The sequence below is a fragment of the Streptomyces sp. NRRL F-5650 genome (assembly GCF_000721365.1).
Taxonomy (GTDB): domain Bacteria; phylum Actinomycetota; class Actinomycetes; order Streptomycetales; family Streptomycetaceae; genus Streptomyces; species Streptomyces ardesiacus.
In genome coordinates this window covers 67,670-87,465 of the sequence record NZ_JOGV01000013.1, presented here as the reverse complement: position 1 = coordinate 87,465, position 19,796 = coordinate 67,670, and the positions used below count along the sequence as shown (strand labels likewise).

Here is a 19,796-nt window from a genome sequence, read left to right as displayed (position 1 = left end):
CGGGCGACGGTGCCTAGAACTGGAGGGACTTGGTCTGGAGGTACTCGGCGAGGCCGTGGGCGCCCAGTTCGCGGCCCACGCCCGACTGCTTGTAGCCCCCGAAGGGCGCCAGCGGGTTGAACCGGCCGCCGTTGATGTCGACCTGCCCGGTCTCCATGCGGCGGGCGAAGGCGACCGCTTCGGCCTCGTCCCCGGCCCAGACGGCGCCGGCGAGGCCGTAGACCGTGCCGTTGGCGATGCGCAGGGCGTCGTCCTCGTCCTCGTAGCGCAGGATGGACAGGACCGGCCCGAAGATCTCCTCCTGGGCGATCGTCATCTCCTCGGTCACGTCGGCGAAGACCGTCGGACTGACGAAATACCCCTGTTCACGCGGGGCTTCGGGTCCGCCCGCGACCAGACGCGCGCCCTCGGCGACGCCCTTGTCGATGTAACCGCGCACCCGGTCCCGCTGCTTGGCGTTGACGAGCGGGCCGATCCGGTCGCCGTACTTGGCGGCGGCCTCGGCGGCGAGCGAGACGGCCTCGTCGTACTGGTCGCGGTGGACGAGCATGCGGGTCCAGGCGCTGCATGTCTGGCCGGAGTTGGACATCACGTTGGCGACGCCGACGTTGACGGCCTTGGCGAGGTCGGCGCTCGGGAGGATCACGTTGGCGGACTTGCCGCCGAGTTCGAGGGCGACGCGCTTGACGGCGGCGCCCGCGGCGGCGCCGATGCGGCGGCCGACGGCGGTGGAGCCGGTGAAGGAGACCAGGTCGACGCCGGGGTGTTCGGCGAGCGCCTGGCCCGCGACCGGGCCGAGGCCGGTGACCAGGTTGAAGACACCGGCCGGGACGCCCGCCTCGTGCACCGCCTCGGCGAAGAGCTGGGCGGTGAGCGGGGTGTCCTCGGCGGGCTTGAGCACGATCGTGCAGCCCGCCGCGAGCGCCGGGGCGACCTTGGCGACGATCTGGTGCAGCGGGTAGTTCCAGGGGGTGATGGCGCCGACCACGCCGACCGGTTCGTGGTGGACGACGGACGTGCCGACCTTCTCCTCGAAGGCGTACGTCGCCGCCAGTTCGGCGTAGGAACCGGCGACCGCGACGGGGACGGCGGCGTGCACGGCCTGCGAGAGCTTCGGCGGGGAGCCCAGTTCCGCGGTGACCGTCTCGGCGATCTCGTCCTTGCGGGCCACCAGCACGTCCCGCAGGGCGGCCAGGCGTGCGGCGCGTTCGGCGGGCGGGGTGGCGGCCCAGCCGGGCAGGGCGGCACGAGCGGCCCGTACGGCGGAGTCGACGTCGAGGGCGCTGCCCGCGGGGACGCGGCCGATCACCTGCTCGTCGGCCGGGTTCACGACGTCGATCGTGTCCGGGCCGTGGGCGGGGCGCCAGGCTCCGTCGATGTACATGCCGTCGTGTGCCTTCATCGCGTTCCTTCCGGGCGGGCTCGTCGTCAGCCCCAAACTAGCGCCGATAGTTTTACGGCACCAGGGGCTCCCCCGATGGTGGCGCGGCTCACGCTCCCGGTGTGCGGGACCGGTGTGGGATCACTCCTCCAGATCACTCCTCCAGATCACTCCTCCAGGTCGGGCAGGCGGGCCGGGGCGGGGCAGATGCGGTCGCCGTGCTGGTCGAAGACGAACAGGTGGGCGAGGTCGACGAGCAGGGGCACCTGCATGCCGTGGCGGAGCTCGATGTCGGGGGTGGTCCGCACGATCAGGTCCCCGGGCAGGCGGCCGTCGGGGGCGGCGACCGCGGGCCCGGGCTCCGGAGGGTCGTCCATGACGACCACCGGTCCGGCGCGCAGGGCGCCCGCCCTCTCCCTCAGCCGGTCCAGGACCGTGCCGTCGCGGCGCCGGCGCCCTGCGGGACGGGTGACGGGGCGTGGGGCCTCCAGGTCGGGCACGAGGGCCGGCCGGGAACCGGTGTTGAAGTGCACCAGGACCTCGTGGCCCTGGAATTCGACGTGCTCCACGAGCCCGGTGAGCAGTACCTCGCCGGGGCGGGCGGACGAGGGCTTCGCGATCCGCACGGCCTCCGAGCGCAGGCCCACGATCACCTCGCGGCCCTGCTGGACGCGGAGCAACTGGTGGTCCAGGGAGAGCGGTTCGGGCAGGCGCAGGTACTGCTTGCCGAGGCCGATGGTCATCGCGCCGTCCAGCGGGGCGCGCACGACCCCGCGCAGCAGGTTGATGCGCGGGGTGCCGATGAAGGCGGCGACGAAGACGTTGCGGGGCAGGGCGTAGACGGCGCGCGGGGTGTCCACCTGCTGCAGGACCCCGCCGCGCAGGACGGCGACGCGGTCGCCCAGCGACATGGCCTCGGACTGGTCGTGGGTGACGTAGACCGTGGTGACGCCCAGTTCCCGGGTGAGCCGGGTGATCTCGGCGCGCAGGTGGTTGCGGAGCTTGGCGTCGAGGTTGGACAGCGGCTCGTCCATGAGGAAGGCGGTGGGGCGGCGGGAGATGGCCCGCCCCATGGCGACCCGCTGGCGTTCGCCGCCGGAGAGCTGGGCGGGCAGGCGGTCGAGCAGGTCCTCGATGCCCAGCATCCGGGCGGTGGCGTCCACGCGCGCGGTGTGGTCGGCCTGCGGGTCCTCGACGCGGAGCGGGAAGCCGATGTTCCCTCGGGTGGTCATGTTGGGGTACAGGGCGAAGTTCTGGAAGACCATCGCCATGCGCCGTTCGGCGGGGAGCAGGTCGTTGGCGTGGGCGCCGTCCAGCAGCAGCTCCCCCTCGGTGATCTCCTCCAGCCCGGCGATCATGCGCAGCACGGTCGACTTGCCGCAGCCGGAGGGTCCGAGCAGGACGAGGAACTCGCCCGGCGCGATGTCCAGCGACAGCCGGTCCACCACGCGGACGCCCCGCGCGTAGGTCTTGCTCACGTCGTGCAGGGAGATGGCGCGTGTCATGGAGGTGCCCCCGGGGACTCACTGAGCGCTGGTGCTCCGCGGTCGGACGCCCTCGTGCGGGTCGTACGGGGCGTATGAGTCACGGAAGTTAACGGACCGTGCCCGGGCGGGGGAAGACACCGGACGGCATCTCGGTGCGGTGTCCGACTGGTGAGAAAGCGGACGACCGAATTCAGGGCACGGGACGTCTCACGAGGCGACCACACCGGAGCAGCCGACGAGCCGGACGGGGCCACCGGGACAGCGGGGCCGGAGGGGACGCCGGGGACGCCGGGGACAGACGACCCGACGGGACAGACGGGACAGACGGCCCGCCGAGGCGGACGGGACAGACGGCCCGCCGAGGCGGACGGGACAGACGGCCCGCCGAGGCGGACGGGACAGACGGCCCGCCTGGGCAGACGGGACGGACCGGTCAGCCGTCCGAGTCGTCGCCCGAGCCGGTGCGGTTGCCGCGGGAGCGGCCGGACGCCCGCACCCCTTCGCCCGCCGCCAGGGTCGCCGGACCGGACAGAGCCACCGAGACGGGACAGACGGATCGCGGAGGGATCACCGGGAACAGACAGGCCGCCACCGGAGCAGACCCGACGGGACAGACGGGGCCGACGAGGCCGACCGGGCCGACGGGCCGCAGAGACAGACGCGGCAGACGGCCCGCCTGGGCAGACGGGACGGACCGGTCAGCCGTCCGAGTCGTCGCCCGAGCCGGTGCGGTTGCCGCGGGAACGGCCGGACGCCCGCACCAGTTCGCCCGCCGCCAGGGTCGCCGCGGCCACCGCGCGCGTCCAGGGCGGGCCGCCGCGGGCCGCCCACACGACGCAGCCGCAGCCGCCCACGGCGAGGAGCAGCACCACGGCCAGAAGGAGCAGCACCATGCTCATCCCTTCGTCTCCCGGCACCGTCGGCGGTCGTCGGTCCGGTCCGGGTCATCCTGCCCGACCGCCGGGCCCCGTTGGCCGGCCGTCCGGTCCGCAACGTCCGCCGAAGGGGCCCGCAGCGCTATGCCCGAGGAGAGCAGGAGGAGGCCGCCCAGCATCACGAAGGGGGCGGCCACGCCCGCGACGCCCGCGACGAGGCCCGCGGCGGCGGGTGCGGCGACCTGGCCGAGACGGTTGCCGGTCAGCCGCAGCGCGAGGGCCGTGGAACGCGCCTCGTCGGGGGCCGCCTGTACGACCGTCGTCATGGACAGCGGCTGGCCGACGCCCAGGCAGAAGCCGAGGACGACCAGCATCGCGGCCAGCGCCCACACCGGCACCGGCAGCGCGACCCCGGCGCACAGCAGGGCGGCCAGCAGACACGTGACGGTGAGCAGCGCCGTGCGGCCGAGCAACCGCAGCAGGGGCGTCAGCACGAGCCGGCAGGCGATCGTGGCGGCGGCCCGCAGGCTGAGCAGTACGCCGATCACGGCCGGGGAGATCCCGCGGTGCTCGCCGACCACCGGCAGGTAGGCGGTGAGGATGTCGGTCGCGGAGAGCACGGAGAGGCTGATCAGGATGCCCGCGGGCACGCCCCGGGCCCGCAGGATGCTCCCCACGGGCACGCGCGGGCCCGGCTCCTTGCGCGAGGCGCCCGCCGTCGGGTGCTCTATGCGCCACAGCGACGTGACGGCGACCGCCGCGCCCGCTCCCGCCACCACCAGGGCGAGCGCGCTGCTGCCGGCCATGTCGGGGCCCCCGATCAGCGCGCCCGCGGCGATGGGGCCGATGAGCTGGCCGAGCGAGGCGCCGATGGTGAAGTGGCCGAAGTTGCGGTCCTGTTCGTGCGGCGCGGACTGGCGGGCGACCAGGGACTGGGCGCCGATGACGAAGCAGAGGTGCCCGAGGCCCATGACGCCGCTCCACAGGGCCATCGCCCACAGCGACCCGGCGACGCCGCTCAGCGCGCAGCCCGCGGCGATGAGCACCACCCCGGCGGGCAGCAGCGGCGCACAGCGGCCGTGGTCGGTGCGCCGCCCCAGCGGAACGGCGGCGAACAGCGGCAACAGCGCGTACACACCGGCGATGACACCGACGGCCCGTTCGTCGGCGCCCAGCGCGAGGGCCCGGTAGGAGACGGCGGGCCGGGCCATCGACACCGCCCCCTGCGCGAAGCCGAAGGCGATGACGAGGCGGAGCAGCCAGCCGCGGTTCCCACCGGGCGCCATGAGGGTGTTCCTTCCTGAGGGTCCGTGACGGTCAGATGATGCCGAACAGGATGCCCGCGGCGAGAATCACCAGGCTCGTCAGGACGGCCCACTTCACCACGAACCGCGTGTGGTCGCCGAACTCGACCTTGGCCATGCCCACCAGGACGTACACGGCCGGGACGAGCGGGCTGGACATGTGCAGGGGCTGGCCGACGATCGAGGCGCGGGCGATCTCCAGGGTCGACACGCCGTGCGCCTGGCCGGCCTCGGCGAGCACCGGCAGGACGCCGAAGTAGAAGCCGTCGTTCGACATGAAGTACGTCAGCGGCAGGCTCAGCAGGCCGGTGACCAGGCCCATCTGCGGGCCCATGCCGTCGGGGATGATGTCCACGAGCCACTTGGCCATGTGGTCGACCATGCCGGTGCCGGTGAGGACGCCGGTGAAGACGGCGGCGGCGAAGACCATGCCGGAGACGTTGAGGACGTTGTCGGCGTGGGCCGCGATGCGGGCCTTCTGGTCGGGAATCCGCGGGAAGTTGACCGTGAGGGCGAGCGCGGCGCCGATCAGGAAGAGGACCGGGATCGGCAGCAGCTCCATGATCATGGCGGTGAGCAGCGCGACGGTGAGCAGCGCGTTGAACCAGTACAGCTTGGGGCGCAGGGTGGGCCGGTTCGGGTCCAGGCCCTGGAAGTCGTCGGACCCGGCGTCGGCCCCGGCGCCCCCGTCGGCCGCCTCGCCGGCACCGCCCGTCCCGGCCCCGCCGCGAGCAGCACCGGCACCTGCACCGGCACCGGCACCGGCACCGGCACCCGAACGCCCGCCGGACGCCCCGGCAGCCGCACCGGCGCCGACCAGCACCGTCTCGGACTCGGTCGCCGTCCCCGGCTCCCGCACCACCGCGTCGTCCAGCGACAGCGTGCCCACCCGCCTGCGCTCGCGCAGACCCAGCACGTAGGCCAGGACGACGACGGCGACGAGGCCCACGGCCAGGGCCGGGATCATCGGGACGAAGATGTCGGTGGCGTCGACCTTGAGCGCGGTGGCGGCGCGGGCGGTGGGACCGCCCCAGGGCAGCGTGTTCATCACGCCGTTGGCCATGGCGGCGATGCCGGTCATCACCACCAGGCTCATCTTGAGCCGCTTGTAGAGCGGATACATCGCCGAGACCGTGATCATGAAGGTCGTGGAGCCGTCGCCGTCCAGCGAGACGATCGCGGCGAGCAGCGCCGTGCCGACGACGACGCGCATCGGGTCGGCCTTGCAGAACTTCAGGATGGCCCGGACGATCGGGTCGAAGAGGCCGACATCGATCATCACACCGAAGTAGACGATCGCGAACATGAGCATCGCCGCGGTGGGGGCGAGGCTGGAGACGCCGTCGATGACGTAGTCGCCCAGATGGGCGCCCTTGCCGACGAACACGCAGAACAGCGCGGGGATCAGCACGAGCGCCGCGATCGGCGACATCTTCTTCATCATGATCAGGACCAGGAAGGTCGCGATCATGGCGAAGCCGAGGATGGTCAGCATGAAATGAGTACCTAACGTTCGCCCTTGAACATCCCACCGGGGCAGGCGGTGCGAGCGACGTTAGGTGGCGCGCCGGAGCGTTAACAAGACGTTGACATGCGAGCAATAAGCGCAGAACTCCAGGTCACAGCCGTGTGACGGCGTGGCGGCCGGCTGGGTGACGTCCAGGGGCGGCCGTCAGTCGAGGACGCGCCCCAGGTACGCCCGCAGCAGCTCGCGCGCCTCTTCGACGATCTTCTCGTCCCCGTCCGGTGCGACCCGGAAGGCGAGTTGCACGAGGGCGTCGGCGGTCTCCACGGCGACCAGGAAGACGCGGCGGACGTCGTCGTCGGGGCGGCGGCCGAGGTAGCCGGAGAGCAGTTCGGTGAGCCGTTCGGCGACGCGGTGGTTGGGGACGGCGTGGCGGTCGCCGACGGGGATCTGGTTGCCGAAGTCGATCAGGGAGAAGCCGGGCGCGGTCCGCTTCATCGCCAGGTACTCGTCGAGTACGGCGTCCAGGGCGCCGCGCCAGCCGCCGTCCGCCGTCCCGGCCAGCCGTTCGGTCACGCGCTCCGTGTAGCGCTCCAGGTTGCGCTGGGCCAGGGCGTCGGCCATCTGCCGCTTGTTGCCGAAGAAGCGGTACACCGAGCCGATGGGGACCTCCGCGCGTAGCGCCACGGCCCGGGTGCTGAGGGCGTCGTACCCGACCTCGTCGAGGAGGTCGGCGCAGGCGTCGAGGATCCGGGTCAGCCGTTCGGCGCTGCGCCGCTGCACGGGGGCGCGGCGGAGCGGGGTCGCGTGGGACACGGTGCTCATGATGCCCTGCGGGACCGGCCGGGGGAACCGCGGCCTCCGGTACGCCGGGGGGCGCCTGCCGGGACCGGGTACCCGGGGCACCCGGCGGTCGCGGCCGCCGCCCTCACCGGTCCGCCGCCAGTTCGGTGCCGTCCCGGCCCCCGGCCTGCTCCGGCTGCGTCGCACCGGTGGGCCCGGCGCCCGAGGCCGTGATGTCCGCCGTGCTCTCGACGGGTTCGCCGTCGGCGGCCCAGACGGTGTCGTCGTCGGCGTACAGCCGGACCGTGAGCTGGTGCGTGCCGCGCGGGACCAGGTCGGCGGCCAGGCGGTAGCGGGGGCCGCGCAGGCGGGCGACGTGGTCGCCGTCGAGGAAGAGGCGGGCCACGCCGCGGCCGGCCGCGGCCTCGCCCTCCGTGCCCTCCGGCGAGAACGTGAAGCCGCGGACGGTCAGGCGGACGTCCCAGCTCTCGTCGGCCTCGGGCTGCACCTCGATCCCGACCTCGGGAGCGTGCCCGGCGCCCACCTCGCGGTAGCGCCGGCCCTCCTCGTCGGTGGTGTCGAGCAGCTTCCCCACCGGCCCGGCCGAACTCCCGGCCTCCGGTCCGCCTCCGTCACCGGAGTCGCAGGCCGCCGGTCCCGTCAACAGCAGGACGCCGACCGCGAACACGGCGAGCGCTCCTCTCGTCCACGACATGACGCGAGACTAGAACACGGTTCCGACAGTCCGGATCCCCCGGTGGTCTGGTTCCGGTCATCCTCGCGGCGGACGACCTGGAACGAGCGGATCGGGGAAGTCCTCACGTGCCCTCTTGCGCACGGGAAACCGCAATCCTACGGTGTGCCATAGGAATCGGTTCGCGAGGATGCGGGTTGCGAGGGAGCGAGCGATGAGCGGGGACACCCGGAAGACCGCCGAGGGCCTGGCCTACCTGTCCGGTTTCGGCAACGAGCACAGCTCGGAGGCCGTGGCGGGCGCCCTGCCGGAGGGCCGTAACTCGCCGCAGCGGGCTCCCCTGGGCCTGTACGCGGAGCAACTCAGCGGCACCGCGTTCACCGAGCCGAGGGCGCACAACCGGCGCTCGTGGCTGTACCGGATCCGCCCTTCGGCCGCGCACCCCGCGTTCACCCGTACGGGTAACGGAGCGATCCGCACGGCCCCCTTCAACCAGGCCGTGCCGGACCCGAACCGGATGCGGTGGAACCCGCTGCCCGAGCCCGGGGCGGGCACGGACTTCGTCGCGGGGCTGTGGACGCTCGGCGGCAACGGCGACGCGGCCCAGCGCACCGGCATGGCCGTGCACCTGTACCACGCGACGGCCTCCATGGAGCGGGTCTTCAGCGACGCCGACGGCGAGCTGCTGATCGTCCCCGAGCGCGGCGGCCTGCTGCTGCGCACCGAGTTCGGACTGCTGCACGCCGAGCCGGGCCACGTGGCGCTGGTCCCGCGCGGGGTCCGCTTCCGCGTGGAGCTGCTGGACGCGGACGCCCGCGGCTACGTCTGCGAGAACTACGGCGCCCCCTTCCAGCTCCCCGACCTCGGCCCGATCGGCGCCAACGGCCTGGCCAACGCCCGCGACTTCCGGGCGCCGGTCGCCGCCTACGAGGAGGACGACGGCCCGGTGGAGGTGGTCAACAAGTTCTGCGGCAACCTCTGGACCGCCGAGTACGACCACTCCCCGCTCGACGTGGTCGCCTGGCACGGCAACCACGTGCCCTACGTGTACGACCTGCGCCGTTTCAACGTCATCGGCACCATCTCCTACGACCACCCGGACCCGTCGATCTTCACGGTGCTCACCTCCCCGTCGGACACTCCGGGTCTGGCGGGCGTGGACTTCGTGGTCTTCGCACCGCGCTGGCTGGTGGGCGAGGACACCTTCCGGCCGCCGTACTTCCACCGGAACGTGATGAGTGAGTACATGGGCCTGATCGAGGGCGCCTACGACGCCAAGGCGGAGGGCTTCGTGCCGGGCGGCGGCTCGCTGCACAACATGATGTCGGCGCACGGCCCGGACCGGGAGACCTTCGAGCGGGCGAGCGCGGCCGAGCTGAAGCCGCAGAGGATCGACGACGGACTGGCGTTCATGTTCGAGACGCGGTGGCCGGTGACCCTCACCCCCCAGGCGGCCCGCGCCGAGCACCTGCAGCAGGGCTACGACGACGTGTGGCGGGGCCTGGAGCGGCACTTCCGCCCCTTGCACTGAGGTTTCCCCTACCGGTACGGATGGCCCGTGACCTCCTTCGCCCCGGACTCCGTCGTCCTGAACCGCAAGCTGCCGCTCTGGTACCAGGTGTCGCAGTCGCTGCGCGCCTCGATACTCGGCCGCTCGCCCAGGGACCCGCTGCGCCTGCCCACCGAGGAGCAGTTGGCCGGGCACTACGGGGTGAGCGTGCTGACCATGCGGCAGGCGCTGAAGGAGCTGGAGGACGAGGGGCTGATCACCCGGCACCGCCGGCGGGGCACGTTCATCGAACCGCACGCCCGCCGGGGCGCCCCGGTGCGGCTGCTCGGCTCGGTGGACGCGATCGTGGCCCAGCAGTCCGGCATGACGGCCGAGCTGCTGGACCACGGCACCGCCTCCGTGCCCTCCGAACTCGCCGAGTTCTTCCCGGAACTGGCGGAGGTGGCGACGTACCACCGGCTGCGCTGCGACGAGAAGACGGGCGAGCCGACCAACCACGCCCGCAACTACGTCCGTCCCGAACTGGCCGCGCGCATCGACGTGGACGACCTCGCCCGGTGGCCGATGACGAAGGTGCTGCGGGACGTGGTGGGCGTGGACATCAGCCGGATCACGGACACCGTCGAGGCCCGGCTCGCCGACCCGGAGACCTCGCGGCTGCTCGAAGTCCCGCTGCTCAGCCCGATCCTGCACTACACGGGCATCACCTACGACGCCGACGGCCGGGTCCTCGACGTGGCCGTCATCCACTACCGCGGCGACCGCTTCTCCTTCACGGTCACCCTGGACGCCACGTGAGGCGCCGGCGCGCCGTCGTACGATGCCCGGCGTGACGCACGACGACGCTCCGCCGCTGGCGGACCTCATGCCGTGGTCCGTCGCACCGCCGCGGCTGGGCCGGGGGTGGCCGGCGGCTCCCGACGCGGGGTCCCTGAAGGCCCGCTGGGAGGCTCTGGTGAAGGCCGAGGGGCCCGACCGCGCGGCCCTGTTCGAACCGACCCGCGCGCGCACGCCGTACTCGGCGGTGGGACGGCTGCCGGGCGGCGCCGGGGGCACCGAGCGGCTGGCGCGCGCCTCGGGACCGTGCGCGGAGCCGGTCCGGGTGCTGCGGGCACCGTTCGACGAGCAGTGGCTGATCCCCGACCAGCGGCTGATCGACGCGGCCCGCCCCGAGCTGTGGCGGGTGGCGGACGCGCGGCAGGTCTTCGTCGTGGAGGCGCCCGACACGGCGGGACCCCCGCTGCTCCTGGCGACCTCGCTGCTGCCGCTGTCCGGCCCCGCCCGGATCCGCCCGCTCTACCGCCGCCCCGGCGGCGCGGAGCCCAACCTCGCCCCGGGCCTCCTGGACCACCTGGGCGCCCGCCTCGGCCTGCGTCCCGGCCCGCTGGACCTGCTCGCCTGGTCGGTGGCGGCCGTGCGGCCCGGTTCGCTGGTCCCGCTCCCCTCGGACCCGGAGCTGTGGGAGCATGGTGTCGGGCTGGGCCGGCGCGCCCTGTGGCTGATGCGCCGCGACGGAGAGCGCCCCAAGCTGCCCGGCGGCCGCCGCCCGTACGTCCGCGCCCCGCTGCCGCCGCGCCCGCTGACCCTGCGCTACGACCGGGACGAGGAGGCCCTCTTCCTGGACGAGGGCCGCATCTCCCCCGTGCCGCCGGGCGCCTGGGAGTTCGAGGCGGGCGGGGTCCGGGTGATCGAGCAGTGGTTCGCGGCCCGCACGGCCGGCGGCGAGCCGGGCACGCTGGCCGCGATCCGCCCGGCCGGCTGGCCGCAGACCTGGACGTCCGAACTGCTGGAGCTGATCACGGTCCTGGCCCTGCTCGCCGAAGTGCGGCAGCGGTGCCGGGAGTTGAGGGTCACGGACACGATCACCGCGACCGAACTGCGCGAGGCGGGAGTCCTGCCGGTGCCCGCGTGGGCACGCCGGCCGGCCTCCGTCCTGGACGACCGGGAGGAGGGCCCGGAGGGGCAGTTGGCGCTGCTGTGACCGCGCCGCCCACGGGAGGCGGCGGGCCGCCGAACGTGCCGGGGCGCGTCATCGCCGGTGGGGATACGGCGGGACGGGAGGCCGGGGACGCGTGGCGAACGCGTACGGAACGGGTCGTACGGTCGTACGGGGTCGGAGCTGCCGGGAACGGCCCGCGCTCGGGGAGCACACCGGGGCGCCGCTGCGTGCCGTGGGGATGACGGACGAGTGCCGCGGCGCCGCGCCGGGAGGTGTGACCACCGGCGCGCGGGCCTCAGTTGCCGCCGAACAGCGAGCGGCGCAGTCGACGCAACGGCGCGAACAGTGAGACCCGGCTCACCCGGGCGCCCCTGTTGCTGCGCTTGTGCGCGGGCTCACGCGCGGTCAGCTCACGCATCAGCGACGTCGCCTCCACGGTCTCCCGCGGCGGGAGGGCGGGCCCTCCGAGTACCGCGAGATGACGGTCGAGCCGCGAGCTGGTCGCGCTGCTGCCGCAGGTGATCGCAGGGACCCTTGCCCTGCTGCGCACTGTTATCTGTTCCATGTCACTCCCCACCCGTACGAGTCCACCCGGCCCGGGCAGGCTAACCCTATCGCCCCGGTACGGCATGCGTGTATCGCGGTCACAGGATTCACCTTCCCCGTAAGGGGGTTGACGATTACTCTCCGAATCCGGCAGATGCCGGGGCGATGCCGGACCAGCGGCGCACGCGCCCGCCCGGGGCCGGAAACGTGGGCGATGTCACGTGCGCCCTCCCGCGCCGGGCCGCGACGCGGCCGGAGGTCCCGCCGCGCGGCGGGACCTCCGGCCTTCCGTCTCCTTCCGGCCGCGGGTCAGGCGGCGCTGTTGAGGACCGGCAGGTAGCCGCCGGACTGACCGGCCGCGGTGGGGTGGTACGACTCACCGATGTTCAGCCAGTTGACGCTGTGCAGCCAGGGGCTGCCGGAGCACAGCTCGTGGCCGGTGAAGGTGGTGCGGACGTCGCCGAAGGTGAACCCGTGGGCGGCGACGCGCCGGGCGATGACGGTGTTGAGGTGGTCGGAGGCCTTGTTGATCGCCGCCCGCTTGGTCTCGGACAGTCCGAGGCAGCTCGCGCCGAGCTGGTAGAAGCGCGGGTAGCCGATGACGACGACGTGGGCGTTCGGGGCCTTGTTGCGGATCGCCGAGTAGACGCCGTCGAGGTTGCCCGGCAGCGTCGAGTCGACGTAGGCCTCCGCGGTGGCGATCCGCGACAGGCAGGAGCTGTCGGACTGGAGCACACACGTCGTCATGACGTCGGCGAAGCCCGCGTCGTTGCCGCCGATGCTGAGGGAGACGAGGCCGGTGCCGGCGCCGAGCGGGCCGAGCTGACCGGCGAGAACATCACCCGTACGGGCGCCGGAGCAGGCGGCGAAGTCGAAGGAGGAGGGTGAGTGGGCGGCCGCCCACAGGTACGGGTGGGACTTCGTACTGCGCTTGCAGTCGCCGCTGGAGCTGATGTAGCTGCCCGCTCCGACCCCGGAGGAGTAGGAGTCGCCGAGGGCCACATAGCCGTCGGCTGCGGCGGGTTGGGCCGCCTGGGCGCTCGCGGCCCCGGTGAGGGCGGCGCCGGCGGCGAGGAGGACTGAACTCAGGAAACCGAGAATCCGGGAACGTCTCATGGAACCTCCCTTAGCAGGATTGCTGCCACGACCGTGGTAGCAGCTACGCGCGTTGACTGGAAGTGTTCATGCCAAAGATTGGCTGACACTCGTTCAAGTCCGGACGAAAACGGGGGATGTGGAGGCCCGCCGGGAACGCGACGCCGCACGCGCCCCACGGCGCGGCTGCCCGCGAAAGCGGGTGCACGCGGCGGCCGGGTGACCGATCATGGCGGCATGTCCGTGAACCCGCACGAAGTCCTGCCGATCCGGCTCAACGTGGACGACAGCGACTCCCCGTCCGACGTCGTCGACGCGCTGTTCCTCGGCCGTTTCGCCACGGGTGAGCAGCCGTACTCCCACGCGGCGAACATCGACCGCGTACGGTCCGGCGCCACACTGCTGCCGCCCGGCGCGCGCGTGCTGCGGGTCGCCCGCGACGACGACCGCAGCGCGACGCTGGCCGAGGGCGACGGCTGGACCCTGCTGGTCTCGCGCTGGAGCCGGGGCGCCGACGTCACGGTGACGGCGACCACTGCCGACCTGGCCGAGAGGGTGCTCGGCGAGGCGACGGACGGCGCGGCGGACGAGCCCGCACCGCAGCCGGAGAACGTGACGATGGGCTTCTGGTACGTCTCCCCGCGGCGCGGCCCGCACCGCACCACCCGTCAGATCGCCGCGGGTACCTGGGACGAGGTCCGGGCCAACTACACGGCACCGGTCGCGGAGGCGATGGACGGCCTGATGAAGACGACGCCCGAGGACATCGCGGGCCGGCTGCTGCTCCTGCACGGCCCGCCGGGCACCGGCAAGACCTCCGCGCTGCGGACGCTGGCCCGCTCCTGGCGGGACTGGTGCCAGGTGGACTGCGTCCTGGACCCGGAGCGGCTCTTCTCCGACGTCGGCTACCTGATGGACATCGCCATCGGCGAGGAGGACGCGGCGGGCAAGGGCCGGTGGCGGCTGCTGCTCCTGGAGGACTGCGACGAACTGATCCGCGGCGAGGCCAAGCACACGGCGGGCCAGGCGCTGTCCAGGCTGCTCAACCTCACCGACGGCCTCCTCGGCCAGGGCCGCAACGTCCTGGTGGGCGTCACGACCAACGAGGACCTGGAACGCCTGCACCCCGCCGTCGTCCGCCCCGGCCGCTGCCTGGCCCGCATCGAGGTCGGTCCGCTCACCCGCCGGGAGGCGGTGGACTGGCTCGGCAGCGAGGAGGGGGTCGGGCGCGAGGGGGCGACGCTGGCGGAGCTGTTCGCGCTGCGCCGGGGCACCTCGCCGACGGCGCTGCCGGAGCCGCGGGCGGGGGCGGACGCCGGGCTGTATCTGTAGCCCGGTGCTTCGATGGGGGTATGCCCCTTTTCGTCGGCACGTCGGGCTGGCAGTACCGGGACTGGCGGGACTCCTTCTATCCGCCCGGTCTGCCGGTCCGGCTCTGGCTGGAGCACTACGCGGCCGCCTTCGCGACGGTCGAGATCAACAACGCCTTCTACCGCCTGCCCGCCCGGGAGACCTTCGCGGCGTGGCGCGAGCGGCTGCCGCCGGACTTCACGGTCGCGGTCAAGGCGAGCCGCTACCTGACGCACATCAAGCGCCTGCGCGACCCGGCGGAACCGGTCGACCGGCTGATGGGCCACGCGGCCGGCCTGGGCGACCGTCTCGGCCCCGTCCTGCTGCAACTGCCGCCGACCCTGCGCGCCGACCCGGCCCTCCTGGACACCTGCCTCGCCTGCTTCCCGCCCGGAACCCGGGTCGCGGTGGAACCCCGGCACGCGTCGTGGTGGACGCCCGAGACCCGCGAGGTCCTCGAGTCCCGGCAAGCGGCCCTGTGCTGGGCGGACGTCCGCGCCCGCCCCGTCACACCCCTGTGGCGCACCGCCGGCTGGGGCTACGTCCGCTTCCACGAGGGCCGGGCCTCGGCGTGGCCGCACTACGGCCGCCGCGCCCTGGCCACCTGGATCGACCGCATCACGACGGCCTGGCCGGACACGAGCGACGTCTACACCTACTTCAACAACGACCCGCACGCGGCGGCGGTGACGGACGCGGTGCTCTTCGCCCGACTGGCCCGCGCGTCGAACCTGACGGTCGCCGGAACGCCCTCAGGGGCGCGGGGAACGGCACGACCCGCCACGACGCACCCGCAGCCGGGCACCAGCCCCGACCCGGGCGACACTCACCCGTGAGCCGCCCACAGGACACCACCCGGCGCCGCTCACCCGTAGGCCGCCCGCAGGGCGTTCCGCACCGCGTCCAGCGCCTCCCCCTGCGACACCCCGAGCCGCCGAGCCCGCTCGGCGTACCCCTGAGCCGCCGAAGCGACCTCCCGTTCCGCCGCGGAGCCCGCGGCGGCGACGAACGTTCCGTTGCGTCCCCGCGTCTCGATCACCCCGTCCGCCTCCAGCGCCCGGTACGCCTTGGCGACCGTGTTCGCGGCGAGCCCGAGGGACTCGGCCAGCCCGCGCACGGTGGGCAGCCGGTGGCCGACCGGCAGGGCGCCCGACCGCGCCTGTTCGGAGATCTGTGCGCGCACCTGCTCGTAGGGCGGCGTGCCGTCGTCGATACGGATCTTCAGGGTCACCCGGTGATTGTCCCGTACCCCCGGGAAAATCGGAGGCACCGGACCGCCCGGCCGCCGTAGCGTGCGCCCCCATGACCGTTCTCGTACGCGACCTGCGTCCCGACGACCCGGCCGACGTCGCCGCCTTCGCCCGGGTCCGCCATCGCGCCCTGCCGTTCATCCTGTGGACGCCCGAAGCCGTCGTGCACCGGCTCGTCCACACCCACCCGGACGCCCGGAGCCGGTCCCTGGTGGCGGAGGAGGACGGGGAGGTGATCGGCACGGCCCAGATCGGGCTGGTGCACGACAGCCCGGAGCCCGGCCAGGCCTTCCTGAACGTCTACGTCCACCCGGAGCGGCTGCGGCACGGCGCGGGCGGGCTGCTGGTGCGGACGGCCGAGGAGTACCTGGCCCGCGAGGGCGCGACCAAGCTGTACGCCTGGGTGCTGGACGGGCCCGCCCACCTGGCCTTCGCCGAGCGGCACGGCTACGAACGGCGGCGTGCCGCGTACTTCCTCCGGCTGGACCTGGCGAACGCCGCGCTGCCGCCCCTGTGGTCCCCTCCCCCCGGTGTCGAGCTGCGCACCGCGGCCGACTTCGCGGACGACCCCCGGCCCGTGTTCGCACTGGACGCGGAGACGGTCGCGGACGAACCGGGGGACGTCGACATCGAGTTCACGGACTACGAGACCTGGCTGGCGGAGTCCTGGCGGCACCCGCTGCTCGACCGGGAACTGACCACCGTCGCGGTCGTCGACGGCCGTCCGGCCGCCTTCAGCGTCGCCTACACCGACGGCACGCGGTACGCGACGGCGATGACGGGCACGGTCCGGCACCAGCGCGGCCGGGGCCTGGCGAAACTCGTCAAGGCCGCCTCCCTGCACCGGGCCCGCGCGGCCGGGTACACGGAGGCGCTCACCGGCAACGACACCGACAACGGGCCGATGCTCGCCGTCAACAAGTGGCTCGGCTACGAGATCTGCGCCACGGAGGTGCGCCATGTCCGCGAACTCGGCTGAGGTGAGCGTCGTGCTCGTCAAGGCGGGGCGTACGAAGATCCGGTACGCGGCCACGCTGCTGCACGACGACGGCACCCGCCTCGCCGTCCGAGCCCCGTGGGCCGGTGACGGCGTGCGCGACTTCGGCTTCGTGCGCTTCGAGGCCGGGGACGTGTTCACCGAGTACTACTGGCGCGACCGGTGGTACGCGGTGAAGGAGGTCCGCACGGCGGCCGGTGCGTTGAAGGGCTGGTACTGCGACATCACCCGTCCCGCCGTCCTGACCGGCACCGAGCTGGTCGTCGAGGACCTCGACCTGGACCTGTGGCGCTCCGCCGACGGCACGGACGTACGAAGGCTCGACGAGGACGAGTTCGCCGAGAGCGGCCTGGCGGCGCGGGACCCCGGGGCCGCTGCCGCCGCCGTGGCCGCCCTGACCGAACTGGAACGCCGCGCCCACGGCCCCGACTTCACCACCCTCCTCACCTGACGCACCGCCCGGCTCACCCGTACGCCGCCACCACCGCGTACCGCTCGTCCGTCACCTCCCGGCCCCACAGCGAGGAGTCGTCCGACAGCCGCTCCACGCGTACCTTCCCGCCGAGCGGGGCGAGCAGGGCGGTGAGCCGGCCGGCGGGTATGCCGACCGGGGTGACGCTCCCCCACACGCCCTCGACCAGGACCAGCCGCCCGCCGGGACGCAGCAACTGCCGCCAGCGCCGCAGCACTCGACCGGGGTCGGGCAGCGTCCACAGGACGTGCCGCACCAGTACGGCGTCGAAGCGCTGCTCGCCCACGGGGGGTGCCGCCGCGTCACCGCGGAGGAACACGGCGTCGCGTCCGGCGAGTTTGGTCCTGGCCAGCTCCACCATGGCAGGGGAGAGGTCGACGCCGGTGACGCGGTGCGCCTGCTCGGCCGCGAGGAGCGACAGGCTGCCGGTGCCGCAGCCCAGGTCGAGGACGCCGCCGGGCCGCGCGGGCAGCCAGGAGGCCAGCCTGGCCGCCCAGGCCCGGCGCACCTCCGCGTCGCGCAGACCGTGGTCCGGCTCGTCGTCGAAGGAGGCCGCGAGGGCGTCCCAGTCGACACCCGGTGCGGTCGCTTCGTCACTGTTCTCGCTCATGCACCCAGGGTGACAGCCGCCACTGACAACGGAGTCGGGGCGCGGGGACGTGACAACCGCCACTGACAGGGATGCATCGATGAGTGAGTCTCGGGGAAAGGGTCTACCTCCGTGAGAACGCGGAACCCGGTGGATCCGTAAGGAGGCAGCCATGCGCCGTCTGACCGTGCAGAAGCCCCTGAAGAAGACCGACGCCCGCCGAGTCCGCGAGGAGATCGACGAGCGCCCCTCGGGGCGTCCGGAGGTCCGCAAGGACATCGCGCGCACCTGGTGGCCCGAGAGCTGACGGGGCGGGTCCGGCCATGAGACGCCTCAGGACAGCCGCTTGCGGTAGTGGACGCGGTCGTAGGGTCCGTCCACCCGGCGTTCCACGACGTCGTACCCGTATTTCGGGTAGATCTGCCGGTTCTCCCACATCATCGCGTTCGTGCAGAGCCTGACCTCGGGCAGGCCCAGCGCACGCGCGTGCGCGTCCACGAACCGCAGCAGCCGCCGTCCCACTCCCCTGCCGTGCGCGTCGGGGTGGACGGCGATGCTGTCGAGGAAGAGGTGATCCGCGCGCACCTCCAGGACGACGAGGCCCACGGGTCCCGCCCGGCCGGTGCCGGGCTCGTCGGTGACGAACACCTTCCCCGCCGCCACGTTCGCCGCGTGGTCCGCCTCCATGGGCTGCGGCACCACCCCGATGCGCGCGACGTAGGGACGGTACGCGGCGTCGGTCACGGCCCTCACCGCCGGTACGTCCGAGGCGACGGCCGGCCGTACGGACTGTCGTTCCATACCGCGAACGGTAGCTGCCTCAGCCCAGCCTGAGCACTCCCTTAACGCGACCATAAGGATCTCCGTCACGCGCCTCCAGCAGGCGTTCCCGCGGTCTTCTGGGGCTAGCTTGCTGCTCAACCCCACGGGTTCCGGCCCGAGTTCCCCCAGTCCCACGTGACCGTTCCGAGGAGTTCCGCATGCCCGCACCGTCCGCGTCCCGCAAGGCCGTCGCCGTCGCCGTCGCCGGTCTCGCCCCGCTCGCACTGACCACGTTGGCCGCCGCCCCCGCGTCGGCACACGGTTCGATGGGCGACCCGGTCAGCCGGGTCTCGCAGTGCCACGCCGAAGGGCCCGAGAACCCCACGTCGGCCGCGTGCAAGGCGGCGGTCGCGGCGGGCGGCACGCAGGCGCTCTACGACTGGAACGGCATCCGCATCGGCAACGCCGCCGGCAAGCACCAGGAGCTGATTCCGGACGGCAAGCTGTGCAGCGCGGGCGACCCGGCGTTCAAGGGCCTGGACCTGGCCCGCGCCGACTGGCCCACGACCAGCGTCAGCAGCGGTCCGTACACCTTCAAGTACCGCGTGACGGCCCCGCACAAGGGGACCTTCAAGGTGTACATCACCAAGCCCGGCTACGACCCGTCGCAGCCGCTCGGCTGGGGCGACCTGGACCTGTCCGCCCCGGTGGCCACCTCCACCGACCCGGTCGCCTCGGGCGGCTTCTACACGTTCTCCGGCACCCTGCCCGAGCGCTCCGGCAAGCACCTGCTGTACGCGGTGTGGCAGCGTTCGGACAGCCCCGAGGCGTTCTACTCCTGCTCGGACGTCACCTTCGGCGGCGCAGGTGCCGGTGCCGGTGCGGGAAGCGACACCGGCGGCGACCCGGCCGGCGGCGCCGCCCCGGCGCCCGAGGCCTCCGCGCCGTCCGAGGAGCAGATCGCGGCGGCGGCCGACAAGTCGACGATCGAGCACCACGGTCACGGCGACCAGGACGCGGAGACCACCACGGACCCGACTGACCCGGCGGCCGCCCCCGGCACCCCTGAGGAGACCCCCGGCGCCGCCCGGCCCAACCAGGTCAAGGCCGCCGGCGGGGGCACCGAGAACCTCGCCGAGACCGGCGGGGACGGCACCACGCCGTACATCGCGGTGGGCGGCGCCGCCGCCCTGGCGCTCGGCGCGGCCACCCTGTTCGCGTCGGTACGCCGGCGCGCGGCGAGCGGCGGCCGGCACGGGCGCTGACCGGCGGCACGGGGGACGGGGGACGGGGGAAC

Annotated in this window: 21 protein-coding genes; 9 read left to right on the top strand and 12 right to left on the bottom strand. The window is 73.4% G+C overall.

The genetic code is table 11. The features are described from left to right. Window positions 1-13: 13 nt before the first annotated feature. From IG88_RS0115165 to IG88_RS0115130, 7 genes are all read right to left on the bottom strand, one after another. A complete protein-coding gene (locus tag IG88_RS0115165; protein WP_031040383.1) occupies window positions 14-1,402 on the bottom strand; it encodes an aldehyde dehydrogenase family protein in 1,389 nt (462 codons plus the stop codon). Between the two features lie 146 nt (window positions 1,403-1,548). Continuing rightward, window positions 1,549-2,886 carry an ABC transporter ATP-binding protein gene (locus IG88_RS0115160; protein WP_031040378.1) on the bottom strand — a complete coding sequence of 446 codons (1,338 nt, stop codon included), beginning with the start codon at window positions 2,884-2,886 and terminating at the stop codon, window positions 1,549-1,551. Between the two features lie 680 nt (window positions 2,887-3,566). Beyond that, window positions 3,567-3,767 carry a hypothetical protein gene (locus tag IG88_RS0115150; RefSeq protein ID WP_420712087.1) on the bottom strand — a complete coding sequence of 67 codons (201 nt, stop codon included), beginning with the start codon at window positions 3,765-3,767 and terminating at the stop codon, window positions 3,567-3,569. Next, the gene (locus IG88_RS0115145; protein WP_031040374.1) at window positions 3,764-5,029 is read right to left on the bottom strand and encodes an MFS transporter; all 1,266 of its coding nucleotides are present in this window, start codon (window positions 5,027-5,029) and stop codon (window positions 3,764-3,766) included. The genes IG88_RS0115150 and IG88_RS0115145 overlap by 4 nt, the downstream gene beginning before the upstream one ends. A 31-nt stretch (window positions 5,030-5,060) precedes the next feature. Continuing rightward, entirely contained in the window at window positions 5,061-6,542 is a 1,482-nt protein-coding gene (locus IG88_RS0115140) for a CitMHS family transporter (protein ID WP_031040372.1), read from the bottom strand. A gap of 177 nt (window positions 6,543-6,719) precedes the next feature. Next, window positions 6,720-7,337, bottom strand: coding sequence for a TetR/AcrR family transcriptional regulator (locus IG88_RS0115135; RefSeq protein WP_031040370.1), 618 nt, complete (start codon window positions 7,335-7,337; stop codon window positions 6,720-6,722). 103 nt (window positions 7,338-7,440) lie between these two features. Next, entirely contained in the window at window positions 7,441-8,010 is a 570-nt protein-coding gene (locus IG88_RS0115130) for a hypothetical protein (RefSeq protein WP_031040369.1), read from the bottom strand. Window positions 8,011-8,203: 193 nt separating this feature from the next. Between IG88_RS0115130 and hmgA the strand changes: the two genes are divergently transcribed. From hmgA to IG88_RS0115115, 3 genes are read left to right on the top strand one after another with little or no spacing between them, the layout of a single operon-like run. Beyond that, complete coding sequence (gene hmgA, locus IG88_RS0115125; RefSeq protein ID WP_031040368.1) at window positions 8,204-9,520, top strand: homogentisate 1,2-dioxygenase; 1,317 nt, start codon at window positions 8,204-8,206, stop codon at window positions 9,518-9,520. Between the two features lie 27 nt (window positions 9,521-9,547). Then, on the top strand, window positions 9,548-10,297 hold the full coding sequence (locus IG88_RS0115120; RefSeq protein ID WP_031040365.1) for a GntR family transcriptional regulator: 750 nt from the start codon (window positions 9,548-9,550) through the stop codon (window positions 10,295-10,297). Between the two features lie 22 nt (window positions 10,298-10,319). Continuing rightward, a complete protein-coding gene (locus IG88_RS0115115; protein ID WP_031040362.1) occupies window positions 10,320-11,480 on the top strand; it encodes a type ISP restriction/modification enzyme in 1,161 nt (386 codons plus the stop codon). A gap of 253 nt (window positions 11,481-11,733) precedes the next feature. On the opposite strand, the gene IG88_RS0115110 is transcribed toward IG88_RS0115115, so the two are convergent. Together IG88_RS0115110 and IG88_RS0115105 are read right to left on the bottom strand one after the other, a co-directional pair. Next, window positions 11,734-12,003 (bottom strand): hypothetical protein, encoded by a 270-nt coding sequence (locus tag IG88_RS0115110; RefSeq protein ID WP_030402860.1) that lies wholly within the window; start codon window positions 12,001-12,003, stop codon window positions 11,734-11,736. Between the two features lie 290 nt (window positions 12,004-12,293). After that, entirely contained in the window at window positions 12,294-13,100 is an 807-nt protein-coding gene (locus IG88_RS0115105; protein ID WP_031040358.1) for an SGNH/GDSL hydrolase family protein, read from the bottom strand. 216 nt (window positions 13,101-13,316) lie between these two features. Here IG88_RS0115105 and IG88_RS0115100 point away from each other — a divergent pair, with 216 nt between their 5' ends. Next, window positions 13,317-14,411: a DUF5925 domain-containing protein gene (locus tag IG88_RS0115100; protein WP_031040355.1), complete on the top strand. Its 1,095-nt coding sequence runs from the start codon at window positions 13,317-13,319 to the stop codon at window positions 14,409-14,411. Between the two features lie 20 nt (window positions 14,412-14,431). Next, the gene (locus tag IG88_RS0115095) at window positions 14,432-15,265 is read left to right on the top strand and encodes a DUF72 domain-containing protein (protein ID WP_031040352.1); all 834 of its coding nucleotides are present in this window, start codon (window positions 14,432-14,434) and stop codon (window positions 15,263-15,265) included. A 29-nt stretch (window positions 15,266-15,294) separates the two neighbouring features. On the opposite strand, the gene IG88_RS0115090 is transcribed toward IG88_RS0115095, so the two are convergent. Next, on the bottom strand, window positions 15,295-15,660 hold the full coding sequence (locus IG88_RS0115090) for a GntR family transcriptional regulator (RefSeq protein WP_031040349.1): 366 nt from the start codon (window positions 15,658-15,660) through the stop codon (window positions 15,295-15,297). A 71-nt stretch (window positions 15,661-15,731) separates the two neighbouring features. Between IG88_RS0115090 and IG88_RS0115085 the strand changes: the two genes are divergently transcribed. Both IG88_RS0115085 and IG88_RS0115080 read left to right on the top strand, forming a co-directional pair. After that, complete coding sequence (locus tag IG88_RS0115085) at window positions 15,732-16,658, top strand: GNAT family N-acetyltransferase (RefSeq protein ID WP_031040343.1); 927 nt, start codon at window positions 15,732-15,734, stop codon at window positions 16,656-16,658. Continuing rightward, window positions 16,639-17,127, top strand: a complete 489-nt coding sequence (locus IG88_RS0115080) for a DUF402 domain-containing protein (RefSeq protein WP_031040341.1) — start codon at window positions 16,639-16,641, stop codon at window positions 17,125-17,127. Before IG88_RS0115085 ends, IG88_RS0115080 begins: the two co-directional genes overlap by 20 nt. Window positions 17,128-17,140: 13 nt before the next feature. Here the strand turns inward: IG88_RS0115080 and IG88_RS0115075 are convergent, their stop codons facing one another. Beyond that, window positions 17,141-17,758: a class I SAM-dependent methyltransferase gene (locus IG88_RS0115075; protein ID WP_031040339.1), complete on the bottom strand. Its 618-nt coding sequence runs from the start codon at window positions 17,756-17,758 to the stop codon at window positions 17,141-17,143. Window positions 17,759-17,909: 151 nt separating this feature from the next. Between IG88_RS0115075 and IG88_RS44940 the strand changes: the two genes are divergently transcribed. Beyond that, complete coding sequence (locus IG88_RS44940) at window positions 17,910-18,044, top strand: hypothetical protein (RefSeq protein ID WP_003977094.1); 135 nt, start codon at window positions 17,910-17,912, stop codon at window positions 18,042-18,044. Window positions 18,045-18,070: 26 nt separating this feature from the next. Here the strand turns inward: IG88_RS44940 and IG88_RS0115065 are convergent, their stop codons facing one another. Further along, window positions 18,071-18,538: a GNAT family N-acetyltransferase gene (locus IG88_RS0115065; RefSeq protein ID WP_031040338.1), complete on the bottom strand. Its 468-nt coding sequence runs from the start codon at window positions 18,536-18,538 to the stop codon at window positions 18,071-18,073. Between the two features lie 179 nt (window positions 18,539-18,717). Between IG88_RS0115065 and IG88_RS0115060 the strand changes: the two genes are divergently transcribed. After that, window positions 18,718-19,764, top strand: a complete 1,047-nt coding sequence (locus tag IG88_RS0115060) for a lytic polysaccharide monooxygenase auxiliary activity family 9 protein (protein ID WP_031040336.1) — start codon at window positions 18,718-18,720, stop codon at window positions 19,762-19,764. Window positions 19,765-19,796: the final 32 nt, after the last annotated feature.